General features: G+C 65.1%; 11 protein-coding genes. 5 read left to right on the forward strand and 6 right to left on the reverse strand.

Going from position 1 to position 12,318, the window contains the following annotated elements; translation table 11 throughout:
- From ACY693_RS07130 to ACY693_RS07150, 5 genes are all read left to right on the forward strand, one after another.
- Positions 1–1,053, forward strand: a 1,053-nt coding sequence (locus ACY693_RS07130; RefSeq protein WP_462321135.1) for an ABC transporter substrate-binding protein, incomplete at its 5' end; no start/stop codon positions are given.
- Positions 1,050–2,012: an ABC transporter permease gene (locus ACY693_RS07135; RefSeq protein ID WP_462321136.1), complete on the forward strand. Its 963-nt coding sequence runs from the start codon at positions 1,050–1,052 to the stop codon at positions 2,010–2,012. The genes ACY693_RS07130 and ACY693_RS07135, both read left to right, overlap by 4 nt.
- The gene (locus tag ACY693_RS07140; protein WP_462321137.1) at positions 2,012–4,525 is read left to right on the forward strand and encodes a dipeptide/oligopeptide/nickel ABC transporter permease/ATP-binding protein; all 2,514 of its coding nucleotides are present in this window, start codon (positions 2,012–2,014) and stop codon (positions 4,523–4,525) included. Before ACY693_RS07135 ends, ACY693_RS07140 begins: the two co-directional genes overlap by 1 nt.
- Positions 4,522–5,352 carry an ABC transporter ATP-binding protein gene (locus ACY693_RS07145; RefSeq protein WP_462321138.1) on the forward strand — a complete coding sequence of 277 codons (831 nt, stop codon included), beginning with the start codon at positions 4,522–4,524 and terminating at the stop codon, positions 5,350–5,352. The genes ACY693_RS07140 and ACY693_RS07145 overlap by 4 nt, the downstream gene beginning before the upstream one ends.
- A 103-nt stretch (positions 5,353–5,455) precedes the next feature.
- On the forward strand, positions 5,456–5,776 hold the full coding sequence (locus ACY693_RS07150) for a sulfur globule protein CV3 (protein WP_462321139.1): 321 nt from the start codon (positions 5,456–5,458) through the stop codon (positions 5,774–5,776).
- 245 nt (positions 5,777–6,021) lie between these two features.
- On the opposite strand, the gene ACY693_RS07155 is transcribed toward ACY693_RS07150, so the two are convergent.
- The 6 genes from ACY693_RS07155 to ACY693_RS07180 form a co-directional block, all read right to left on the reverse strand.
- Positions 6,022–7,668, reverse strand: a complete 1,647-nt coding sequence (locus ACY693_RS07155) for an AbgT family transporter (RefSeq protein WP_462321140.1) — start codon at positions 7,666–7,668, stop codon at positions 6,022–6,024.
- An 83-nt stretch (positions 7,669–7,751) separates the two neighbouring features.
- Positions 7,752–8,180, reverse strand: coding sequence for a DUF4399 domain-containing protein (locus tag ACY693_RS07160; protein WP_462321141.1), 429 nt, complete (start codon positions 8,178–8,180; stop codon positions 7,752–7,754).
- Between the two features lie 214 nt (positions 8,181–8,394).
- Positions 8,395–9,207, reverse strand: a complete 813-nt coding sequence (locus ACY693_RS07165) for a class I SAM-dependent methyltransferase (RefSeq protein WP_462321142.1) — start codon at positions 9,205–9,207, stop codon at positions 8,395–8,397.
- Positions 9,208–9,453: 246 nt separating this feature from the next.
- Positions 9,454–10,104: a Uma2 family endonuclease gene (locus ACY693_RS07170; protein WP_462321143.1), complete on the reverse strand. Its 651-nt coding sequence runs from the start codon at positions 10,102–10,104 to the stop codon at positions 9,454–9,456.
- A gap of 179 nt (positions 10,105–10,283) precedes the next feature.
- Entirely contained in the window at positions 10,284–11,258 is a 975-nt protein-coding gene (locus tag ACY693_RS07175) for a sulfurtransferase (RefSeq protein ID WP_462321144.1), read from the reverse strand.
- A gap of 301 nt (positions 11,259–11,559) precedes the next feature.
- Positions 11,560–12,273: a Uma2 family endonuclease gene (locus ACY693_RS07180; RefSeq protein WP_462321145.1), complete on the reverse strand. Its 714-nt coding sequence runs from the start codon at positions 12,271–12,273 to the stop codon at positions 11,560–11,562.
- Positions 12,274–12,318 lie beyond the last annotated feature (45 nt).

Genomic DNA, 12,318 nt, shown 5'->3' on the forward strand with positions numbered 1-12,318 from the left:
CAAGCGGACCAGCAAGCGCGCCAGCAAGCGGGCCAGCAAGAAGGATCGCCTGTCGGCGAGGAGCGGGCCCGACCAAGAGGCGAACGGGGTCGTGACGAGAACAGCGCCTTGGCGCAGACGCTGATCTTCCGCCCGATCACCGATCCGATGACGCGCGTGGCCGAGCTGCTCGCTGGCGGTGTCGATCTGGCGCTGGAGCTGTCGCCGGATAATGTGGCCGCGTTCCGCGCGCGCGAGGACTTCCAGGTGCTGGAGGCGATGGGTCCGCATCTGTGGTTTCTGATCCTGAACACGCGTGACGGTCCGCTGCGCGATGTCCGCGTGCGGCGGGCGGTGAATCTGGCGATCGATTCGCAGGTGCTCACCGAGGACGTGCTGCGCAAGACCGCGGTGCCGGCGGCGGGGCCGGTGCCGGCTGCGTTTAGCTGGGCGGATAATCCCGAGGTGAAACCCTATCGGCAGGATCGAGCGGCCGCGCGCCGCTTGCTGGCCGAGGCCGGCTATGAGGAGGGTCTGACGCTGAGGTTCCTGGTGCCGCGCGGCGGTTCCGGCATGCTCGACCCCTTGGCGATGGCGACGGCGATTCAGGGCGATCTGGATCGGATCGGGATCGATGCCGAGATCCGCAGCTACGAATGGAATGCCTATCTGGCACGCGTCAATCAGGGACTGGATGCCGATGCCGACATGGCCGAGATGGCCTGGATGACCAATGATCCCGACACGCTGCCCTATCTGGCCCTGCGTTGCGATGCGAGTCCGGAGCAGGGTGGATTCAACTCGGGCTACTACTGCAGCTCGCGGGTGGATGAGCTGATCGCTCAGGCCCGCCGAGCAACCGACCGCGACGAGCGGGCACGGCTCTACCATCAGCTCGAGCGCGAGGTGCACAAGGATGCGCCTTGGGCGGTGATCGCCAGCTGGCGACAGAACCTGGTAGCGCGCGCCGAGGTTTCTGGGCTGCAGCTTGAGCCATCGTTCTTCTTGCGCTTGGAGGAGGTGGCCAAGGGCAGCTGCAGTGGCGGGAACGGGGGCGGGGCGAAACAGCAATGAGCGCCTATGCCCTGAAGCGCTTGCTGCTGCTGGTGCCTGTGCTGCTCGGCGTGTCGCTGGTGGTGTTCGGGGTGATGAGCCTGGTGCCGGGCGATCCGGCGCTGGCGATCCTCGGTCCCTATGCGACGCCGGAGCGGCTGGCCGAGCTGCGCGCCGAGCTTGGGCTGGATCGCAGTTGGCCGGTGCGCTACGGCATCTGGCTCAGCGGTGTGCTGGACGGCGACTTGGGGCGTTCGGTATCGCTGGAGCGGCCGGTGCTCGATGTGGTGTTGGAGCGGCTCGGCCCGACGCTGCTGCTGTCGGGGACGGCGCTGCTGTTGGGCACGCTGCTCGGCCTGGTTGCCGGAATGGTTGCTGCGCTGCGGCACAATCAGCCCACCGATCGCCTGGTGACCTTCGGCGTGCTGCTCGGCATCTCGATCCCGTCGTTCTGGCTTGGGCTGTTGCTGATTCTGGTGTTCGCGGTCTGGCTTGGCTGGCTGCCGGTCAGTGGGATGATCCAGGTCTGGTCTGATACCGGTGGTCTGCTGACGGCTGCTGACGTGGCTTGGCATCTCGTCTTGCCGAGTCTTAGCCTGGCGCTGGTTGCAGGTGGCGTGATTGGCCGACTCACCCGCGGCGCGGCCATCGATGTGCTGGCATCCGCGCCGATCCGCATGGCGCGGGCCCGTGGTGTCCCAGAGCGGCGGGTGCTGTTAGTGCATGCGCTGAAATCGGTGTTGGCGCGGATGGTGCCGGTGATCGGGCTGCAGGCCGGATTCGTGATCGGCGGTGCGGTCTACATCGAGACCATCTTCCAATGGCCGGGGCTCGGCCGGCTCTTGGTCGAGGCCATCGCCGCGCGCGACCTGCTGCTGGTGCAGGGCGGGGTGCTGGTGCTGGCGGCGGCCTATGTGATGGTCAATCTGGCCGCGGATCTGACGCAACATGCGCTGGATCGGCGCACCCGGGCGGCCTGATGGTTGCGTTCTGGAAACGCCTGTTGTCGCATCCTGGCGCCATGATCGGGCTGGGCCTGCTGGCGCTCGTCCTAGTGCCGGCGCTCGCGGCACCCTGGCTGCCGCTCGCTGATCCGACGCTGACCCAGCCGGCCCAGCGCATGCTGCCGGTCGGGTCAGCAGCTCACCTGCTCGGCACCGATGCGCTGGGCCGCGACCTGCTGTCACGCCTGGTCTGGGGTGCCCGCTCGAGCCTCGCCGTTGGCCTGCTGGCGACCGGGGTTGCGGCGTTGATCGGCTCGTTGATCGGTGTCCTCGCGGGCTTCTTCGGCCGATTCGCGGATGCGCTGCTGATGCGTGGCGTCGACATCCTGATGGCCTTCCCTTACCTGTTGCTCGCGCTCGCCATCGTCGCCGCGCTCGGGCCGGGGCTCGGCAATGCGATGCTGGCGATCGCGGTGGCCAACGTGCCCTTCTTTGCGCGTGCGGTGCGCGGGGCGGTGCTCGAGATTCGCCATCAGGCCTATATCGACGCCGCCCGGCTTGCTGGTCATCGAGCGCCCTGGATCATCGTCGTCGAGATCCTGCCGAACCTGGTGCCGACGGTGCTGCTACTGATGACGACGACGCTCGGCTGGATGGTGCTGGAGACCGCGGGCTTGAGCTTTCTCGGGCTTGGTGCACAGCCACCCGATGCGGATCTTGGCGCGATGCTGGGTGAGGGGCGCGAGTTTCTGACCACCTATCCACGGGTGGCGGTGCTACCGGGGCTGGTGATCCTGGTCGTGGTAGTAGGGATCAATCTGTTCGGGGACGCGCTGCGTGATCTGCTCGATCCACGGCTGCGCGACCAAGGTCGGAGTCTCGAGCCTCGCCAGGTCGGTAACGGCAGCAATGAGCATGCCGAGAATGGGGCCGACAATGAGGCGCAAGCGCACCAAGCGGCGGGAGAATCCGAAGCGGCAGGACCATCCCAGTCAGCAGGAGCGTCCCAGGCAGCAGGAGGCAAACCGGCTGAGCGAGCATCCCAAGCGCTGGGAGATCTTCAAGATGAGGATGGTTCAGCAGCTGAGTCGACACCGGTCTTGCTTGCAGCCGAGGGAATATCGGTCCTCGTGCCTGCGGAGCAGGGCGCTGCTGCCGCGGTGGATCGGCTGGATTTGCAGCTGCGGGCGGGCGAGCGGGTTGGGATGGTTGGTGAATCGGGCTCGGGCAAGAGCCTGACCGCGCTGGCGCTGCTCGGATTTGCGCCGCCAGGTGGGCGGCTCGAGGGACGCGTTGATCTCGACGGCAGCGATCTGCTAACCCTCGATGACGATGCGCTGCGCGATCTGCGCGGCCGACGTATCGCCTATATTCCCCAAGAGCCTTCTGACGCGCTAGACCCGCTGCTGCGGGTCGGTTACCAGCTGGAGGAGACGATCAAGGCCCATGCGAGCGAGATCGGTGCTGATGCCCGGGCCGAGCCGGATAAGCGGCCGGTGGAGGCGGAGAGCAAACCGGCCGGCGCTGGGGCGCGTCCGAATGCTGAGTCTGATCAGCGCGGCGCTGACCACGTCATCGCGGCCAACGCCGGCGCTGAGAGGGCCGGTTCTGAGCAGGTCGGTCATCACGAGACCGGCGCCGCCGGCGCCGATGCTCGCGATAGCGTCACGGGCAATGCTGGCGGCGGCAACGCGAGCCCTGGCGATGCTCGCTCAGGCACGCCTGGCGCGCAGATCTCCGAGCGCATCGAGACGCTGCTCAAGAGGGTCGGACTGGACGGTATCGCCGATATCCAGCGGCGTTTTCCGCATGAGCTCTCCGGCGGCCAGAGTCAGCGTGTGGCCATTGCCATGGCCCTGGCGCACGAGCCGGATCTGTTGATCGCCGATGAAGCAACGACCGCGCTCGACGTGACGGTCCAAGCCGAGATCCTGGCGCTGCTTGAAAGACTGACCCATGGGCAAGACCGAGCACTGCTGTTCGTCAGCCACGACTTGGCGCTGGTGGTCGGGCTCTGCGATCGGGTGCTGGTGCTCTATGCGGGGCGCATCGTCGAAGATGCCCCGCGCGACCGGTTACTGGATACCCCGGCGCATCCTTACACGGCGCTGCTGCTGGCCTGCTCGCCTGAGCTTGGGCGGCCGGAGAAGGCGCTGCCAGCAATCCCGGGACAGCCGCCGTCGCCTGCCGAGTCCACTTGGGGTGCGGCCGCTGCGGGCTGCCGCTTCGCACCACGCTGTCCTAAGGCGCAGCCGGTCTGTGAGCAGGGTGAGCCGACGCTGGATGAGCTGACACCTGGCCACTGGGTGCGTTGTCTGTTTCCGGAGAGGGGCAAAGCGAGCAACGCAAGCAACGCAAGTGATGTGCGCGCCGGCGATGAGGCTGATGGGGCTGATGGGGGTGATGAGGCTGATGAGGTTGATGAGGTTGATGAGGTTGATGGGCCTGCTGGAGCTGATCGGAGTGCTCACCTTGATGGCTCGGCTGGGAACGATGGGACTAGGGCGCGCCGCGAGAGCATCAGCAATGAGCAGGGGGCTCGGCCATGACTCAGCCATTACTGGAGCTGCGCGGTGTTGCCAAGCAGTATCCGCTCGGCAGCGAGCTGCGCGCGCTGTTGCCGGGCGGTCGGCGCCAGCAGACCGCACTGGCGCCTGCGGACATGGTGGTTGCTGAAGGCGCTGCCCTTGGTCTGGTCGGAGAGTCCGGCAGCGGCAAGACGACCTTGGCCCGCATCGCCGCGGGTCTGAGCACGCCGAGCCGTGGCGAGGTCTACTGGCGGGGCCAATCCATTGAGTCACTCGATCAGGAGGCCCGGGCCAGGTGGCGCCGGGAGCTGCAGTATGTCTTCCAGAACGCGGCCTCGGCGCTGAATCCGCGCCATCGGGTGCGTCTGATTCTAAGCAGCACCCTGTCGGGCCTTTGGCGTGGCTCGCAGCAAGGGCGAAACAGGACCGCGCGGCAACAGCGTATCGATGAGGTCTCGGAACAGGTCGGCTTGGGTCGAGCGTTGCTCGATCGCTATCCGCATCAGCTCTCTGGTGGTCAGGCCCAGCGCGTGGCGATCGCTCGGGCGCTGCTCGGCGCACCGAAGCTGCTGATCCTCGACGAGCCAGTCTCGGCGCTCGATCTCTCGCTGCAGGCGCAGATCCTGAATCTGCTCGGCGAGCTGCGGCGCGAGCTTGGCCTCGCCTACCTCTTCATCTCGCACGACCTCGCCGTGGTCGAGCGCCTTTGCGATGAGGTGCAAGTGATGCACGAGGGGCGGATCATCGAGCAGGGTGAGACCGCGCAGATTCTGAGCAGTCCGCGCGAGTCTTATACCGAGCGCTTGCTAGAGGCAGTGCCGAGGTTAATTAGCAAATTCGAATATTGACCTGTGTCAAACATCTCTCGTGGCAGTCTGCCTAAGCTGATTCCGCACCGGCCCGGTGCGGTTGGTGCGCTCGATCGATCATCTCAATGAACGGAGGTGAGAAATGCTCATCAAGAAGCGTCTCTTGCTTGCTGCTGGCCTTGCCGGTGCCACCCTGTTTGCGGCCGGCTCCGCAAACGCCTTTTGGGGACCGTTCAACCCCTGGAACTGGGGCGATGGCTGGGGTCCCGGCTGGGGGAACGGTTGGGGAGGCCCCTGGTATGGACCCGGCTACGGCTATGGCTATCCAGGTTACTGGGGCGGCTACCCGGCCTACTACGGTGGTTATCCATACGCCTACGGTGCCGCGCCTTATGCCTATAGCTATCCGGGTTATGGATACCCAGTGAACGCGGCGCCTGCTGCGAGCGAATCATCCAGATAGGTGTCTCGGGGCGCCTTGCCCCGCCCAGGAAGCGCTGGAGCGCTCAGCGCTTCCTGAGCCGCTGTTCGAGTCTCTGGCGGCGACCATTCCCGGAATCAGGGTTTCAAATCCGGGCCATTCATGGCGTTGGCTATAAGGTCGAGCTCGACGAATTGTCGAGCCCAGGGTCTGATCAGCGCTCGGATCGAGCGCCTTGGTAAATCCTGCGCAGTTCGGGACGAGCGTTTCCGGTACTCGCCTAAGCTCTAACCAGCATCAAAGACCAACGGCCCGCCGGGTCCAAGTGGCCAGCCCGCGAGCACCCAGGTGCCGAGCATCAGGGTCCAGACGGGGGCAAAGACCAGCGTGTACGGAAGCATCATTGCCAACAAGGTGCCGAGCCCTGCGTCTGGCCGGTATTGCCTGACGAAGGCGAGGATGATCACCAGGTACGGATTGAACGGGGTGATCCCATTGGTGACCGAATCCCCGACCCGGTAAGCCGCCTGGGTCAGCTCTGGGCTCACGCCGGCCTGCATCAGCATCGGGATGAACACGGGCGCGAAGAAGGCGTACTTGGCCGAGGCCGAGCCGATCATCAGATTGCCGAGCATGACGAGGACGACGAAGCTCAGGGTCAGCGGGGCGAGGGGTAGACTCAGTGACGCGAGCCAGCTTCCACCGGCAATCGCCAGCATCTCGCCGAGCCTGGAGGCGTTGAAACAGGCGATGAACTGGGCGGCAAAGAAGGCGAGCACGATGTAAGGCCCCATAGCCCTCATGGTCTCACCCATCATCGCGACGGCATCCCGGTCGGAGCGAATCGTGCCGGCGCCTAGCCCGTACGCGAGCCCTGGCCCGAGGAAGAGCAGGAACAGCAACGGGACCATCGCCTCCATCCAGCGCGGGAAATGCTCACCATCGCCGGCAAGCGGTGCACCTGGGATGAGCACCCCAGCGAGGACCGCGAGCATCAGCGCTAGGAAGACCAGCCCAGCAAAGCGGAGGCCACGCGACTCGGTTGTCTCAGCGGGCTCAGCGGGCTCACCGGGCTCGGCGGGCTCAGCGGGCTCAGCGGGTCGAGCAGTCTCAGGGCTGGCGACGCTTGCTGGAGTCCCGCGAACCTGATCCTTCATCTCGCGGGGTGGCGATGCGCTATCAATCATAGCTGTTGCCGAGCCGAACCCTCGGTCCTCTAGGCGCGGCTCGACCAGCCAGCGCGTTACCAAGGTTCCGGCCAGTGTCAGCAGCAGGGTGGAGGCGATCATGAACCACCAGTTGGCGGTGATCGCGACGCGATAGTCTTTGTCGAGCACCTGCGCACCCGCGGTCGATAGGCCCGCAAGCAGTGGATCGAGCCCGGTCAAGAATAGATTTGCCGAGAAGCCACAGGTCACGCCGGCCGTTACTGCGGCAATGCCGGCCAGCGGCGACCGGCCCGCAGCCAGAAACAGGCCCGCCGCCAACGGCGGCAGCACGACATAGCCGGCATCGAGGGCGACCGACGACAAGATGCCGACCAGCACGGTTGCCGGCGTGAGTAGCGTAGAAGGTGCGGCGGTCAGGAGTCGCCTAAGCAGCACCGGCAGCAGACCGGAGCGCTCGGCGACGCCGATGCCGAGCAGCCCGACCAGCACGAGTCCAAGTGGCGGGAAGTCGACGAAATTGTCGACGAGGCTCGAGAGCAGCCACCACAGGCCATCGCTGCTGAGCAAGCTCATCGCCTGGACGGTCTCCGCGCCGCCGGCCGTCACCCGCGTGACCTGCCATTGCAGCCCGACGGCGAGCGCAGACAAGAGCATCAGCAGCAGGGTGCCGAGCGCGAACAGGGTGGCGGGGTCCGGTAGCCGATTACCGACCGCCTCGATGTGGTCAAGCCAGCCCCGGGCCGATGACGCGTCGCTGCCTTGCACGCTATCTACGGGGCTTCAAGCCGCGCCAATGGCGCTGGCGGGCAGGTCGAGTGTGAAATCCTGAGCCTGCCCACCGAATCGCGTTACTCGACGACGGTGACCGTGATCTGCTCCGATGTCACCGGCGGATCATGCGGTACATGGTTCATGTCGCCGACCAACAACTGCAGACTGTGCTCGCCGGGCTCCAAGGTGATCTCGGTCTCGGTCTGTCCCCCGCCGAAGTGCATGATATCGCCGCCCATCGGCTGATCCAGTGGTGGAAGGTCTTGATCGATCAACAAGTGATGATGACCGGTCGCCGCCTTGTCGGTGCCGGCAGGCGCGACCCCCATGTTTTTCAGGCCGAATTTGACGGTGAAGGTGGTCGGCACGGTTGCACCGTCGCTAGGCTCGATGAAGTAGACCTCGGCACCCTCTGGGGCCGGCGTGCGTGTGATCTCGGTCGTGGCCTCGGCGGCCATCAGCCCAATCGGTGCGACCAGCAGTAGACTCGCAATGGCTCGAATCATCATGGACACTCCCCTGATTAGTTTGGCGTCATCTTTCTTAATCGATTCTCAACGCATGGCCGCATTGGCCGAGCTCCAAGACAAAGCATGCTGCGTCCATGCATGCGGCTCCAAGAAGGTCTGGGGCCAATGGCCGCGAATCAAGAGACCGGTGCAGGGTTTCCTCGGTCGCATTGGCGGCGACGCTGCAATGACCAAGGCATCGAGTCTAGCGCTAATGCATCGGCGGCTTGCGACAGATTAGCCTGACCGCGCTGTAATGAAAGGCCTTGTCAGGCTGTGAGCGCAGCTGGTCAAACGCGGTTGCCATGGCCCGCTGCATCTCGGTTGTCGCATAGCCGTGGGTGAGCATGCGCTCGGAGCCGGACTCGAGGAGTTCGCGCAGGTAGTGGAGCTGGTCGGCGCGACTGCGTGTGCTGTCACTGCTGCTGATCACGGCTCGCGGGGCTTCCGTGAGCACCTCGGCGCCAAGCCCCTCAGTGATCTGTCGGAGCCGACTGCCGATGTAGGGATCGCCACCACCGATCTCCGCTTGGCAGCGGTTGAAGGCGTCCCACCAAGCGGAGATCGCCGGTTGCGCTGGATCGAAACCGAAGCTGTGGTTGTCGACCTCGGTCAGGATGATCGAGCCGGTCGGTTTCACCACCCGCAGTAGCTCCCGAATCACGCCCTCGGCATCATGGACGTGCTCCAGGAGCCAGATGGTCATACCGATATCGTAGCTGTCGTCGGCAAAGGGCAGGCTGCTGGCATCGCCCTGAACCAGGCTGATGCGCTCGTGCTCGGCGAGCCAGCTGCGTCCCGCTTGCAGGTGTCGGCCGCTAAGATCGAGACCGGTCAACGCCAAATGCGAGGCGCGTTGCTCGAGCAGGTGAAGCTCCGCTCCCACTGCGCAGCCCACCTCCAGCAGGTGTTGAGCGCCGCTGAAGTCGAGTCCGTCGAAGACCGGCGTCGACAGCATCTGCGCCTGCGCGATCAGGCGCAGGCGCTCCGCATCGCTGAAGCCATGGATGTAGTGATCGGACACTGCTTGACTCCGTCGCTTCAGTGATTGACTTTGGCGGCTGGCGGCTGGCGGCTGGCGGCTGGCGGCTGCTGGTGTGATCGCGACCAGTATAGACGCTCTAGCTGATCGCCAGACCGACTGTCTTTCGTGACGCCAAGGGGCATGGAAGTCTCGGGTCCTGGAATCAGGGCGAACGACTATGACATCCGTGCTACAGCGCTTCTCAGCGCCTGTGCGCAGAGGCTGATCGAGCCGCCTGGGTCCGCTTCAGCTTGCCGCGGTCAGCGCGCGGCGCAGTTGTTGGATGGCCTCGGTCTGCCTCGACGCGCCCATGCAGGATTCGATCAGCGTTGGATCGAGCTGCGGCAGCATGCCGCTGCGTTCGAGTTGTTGATACTGGTCGCCTTCGAGACCGTAGAACTGAAGCCGGCCTTGCAGCCAGAACCAGACCTCCGGTACCTCGAGCGCGCGATAGACCTCGAGCTTGTTCAGCCCGCCGCTGGTGCGCACGACCTCGATGGCGATATCCGGTCTGCTGGGCTCCTCCTCGATGGGCTCGAGCAGATAGCACTCATCGGGCTCGGCGCCCCGTTTGGCGAGCGTCGACTTGATGGTCCAGGAGCCGGCTCCATCCATCGCAACCCCCACTTCGATCGCCCAGGTCTCGATCAGCCGAGCGAGGGTTTTCTTGTCAGCCTCGTGATACCACGATGGCGTCATCAGCTCCAGCACGCCGTCGATGAAGGTCAGCCTCGGGATCGCGGATTCACCGCGGATCTCGAGCAGACGCTCGTAATCGCTCCAGTCGGCATGATTGAGCAGGACGATTTGGTCGTCGGGCTGCGCGGCTCGATGGGCGGGAGCCGGCATGGGTGCTGATGCTGGTGTGTCGGCAATGCGCTCTGCGGTTGCGGCCATGGCGAGCCTCGGGTGAGAAGGGGGATGCGCTTCAGCTTAGCAGGCTGAGGTGCAAGAGCGGTGCGAAGGCAGGCACTCTGGCTGCCATTCTAGGATCTGCCCGACATCCGAATCGCGGCGGCTAAGGCCTTAACTCTAATGACTTCTGGACTGGCCAAAGCCGCCGTTGAGACTGATGCTCAGCAGGACTTGCAAAGCTCGATCTCGGCGCTGATCGGAAGGCTGTCGTCGCGCGCCCATTCCATCATCGAGCCGTCGTAGAGCAGGGCATCCTCGTTGCCGAGCACCGCGTAGGCCGCGAACCAGGTCAATGCAGCGCGATTGCCGCTGTGGCAGAAGTGGATCTGCTCGCCATCGGTGGCGACGCCACGGGCTTCGAACAGCGCCTTGAGTGCGCCTGGGCTGCGCAGCTTGCCGGAGCCGCTGTCGCTGATCCAGTCGTGCGGCAGGTGCTGGGAGCCGGGGATGGTGCCGGGCCGCTCGGCGTCGTCACCGGTGTAGATGCCAACGAACTCGCCTTCGCTGCGAGCATCGACGAGCGACGTCTTCGCGGCGAGCGCGGCGCGGACGGCTTGGGCGTCGGGTACCAGCTCGGGTTGGAGTTCTGCTCGATACTCGGTTGCAGGGCGCCTCTCGCTTCCACGCGCGAGCGGGGCACCCGTGTCGGCATAGCCGACCAGGCCGCCGTCGAGCACGCTCGCTTGCTCATGCCCTAACACCTTGAGTGTCCAGAACACGCGGGCGGCAGCGGCTAGGTCGCCGGCTCCGCGCCCTGTCGCGACGATGACGACATGGTCGTCATTGCTGACGCCAAGCTCGCTGAGCATGGCTTCGAGCTGCGCGACCGGTGGCAGCATCGATGTCAGCTCAGTCGTGTTGGCACTGGCTTCGGCCCTAGCATTGGACTGAGCAGCCGCCTTGCTGTCTGGCTTCGGCGGCTGCGTGCGCCAACGATCGTAGGGCGCATTCACGGCGCCTGGGATGTGGAAGCGTTGGTAATCCTTCGCTGATTGGATGTCCAGCACGACCAGGTCCGATTGGTCCTGGTTGGCCTTGAGCCATTGGGCGTCAACCAAGGGTGGTGCAGTGGCGAACGCCGGCGCGCTAAGGAGAGTGAGGATGGCGAGAAGCAGGTAGCGGAAGGGTCGGTTCATAGGATCGTGTCGCTGCCAAAGTCAGTGTGATGTGAGCGGCGCTCATAGGTCGCTTAACTGGCGCTGAGGTGCGGTCCTTTCTGTCGCGCTTCAATCTTGGCGCGTGGCGCGTGGCGCGTGGCGAGTGGTTGCTCTGCCTCCCCAAGGTGATTCCGCAGAGCATCCATGGCTGCTGGAGCGGATCAGACGCTGTTCGGTGGGGCTTGGTCGGGCGTGGTGCGCTCAGGTCTGGTGACCGCTGCTTGGAAGCAACTTCCACCTGTGTCGCCAGCTATTGCGCTGACCTGATCGCGCCGACGGGCTAATCTGGATCGAGGCCCAGCGCGCGCAGGCGTTCCGCCAAGCGCTCGGCGCGGAAATGCTCGGCATCAGCCCGGGCGGCCTCCTGCTCAGCCCGTGCAGAGGCCTCCTCCGCGCGCCGCGCCAGCTCCACCGAGGTCAGGAATGGCTGGCCGTTGGGATAGAACAGCAACAGGGTCTCGGGCGTGAGTGCAAAGCGGATCTGTAGGCGCGGGCTGGTCCAACCGCGGATGTGAGACTGTGAGAGCAGCCCTGGATGGACGTCGGGCGCGGACGGCTTGCCGCCTTGACGCGTCCAGATGCCGAGTGAGCGTCGGTCTGGATCGTAGACGTAATACTCCTCAACACCGTAGCGGTCGTAGTAGGCCAGCTTATCAGCCATCTCCTTAGCGCTGTTGGACGGGGAGAGGATCTCGAAGACGACCTGCGGCGCGATGCCGTCTTCTTCCCATTGGCGATAGGAGCCGCGTCGTCCCTTGGGCCGACCGAAGACAACGAACACGTCCGGCGCGATCGGACCGGTCTCGCGACGATCGGGCACCGGATACCAGAGCAGGTCGCCGGCGACGAAGACATCCGGGCGCTCCGCGAACAGGATCTCCAGATTCTCCTTGATCTTGACCAGCCACTTGTACTGCTCGGTGTTGTCGGCCATCGGCTGTCCATCGCTCTCCGGATAGGGATCATCCGGATCGATGTGAGACAAGGGGTTCATCGCACGGCTCCGGCTGCGGTTGACTTAAGCGTGCATCATAGAACA

This window comes from Halochromatium sp., from assembly GCF_054919635.1.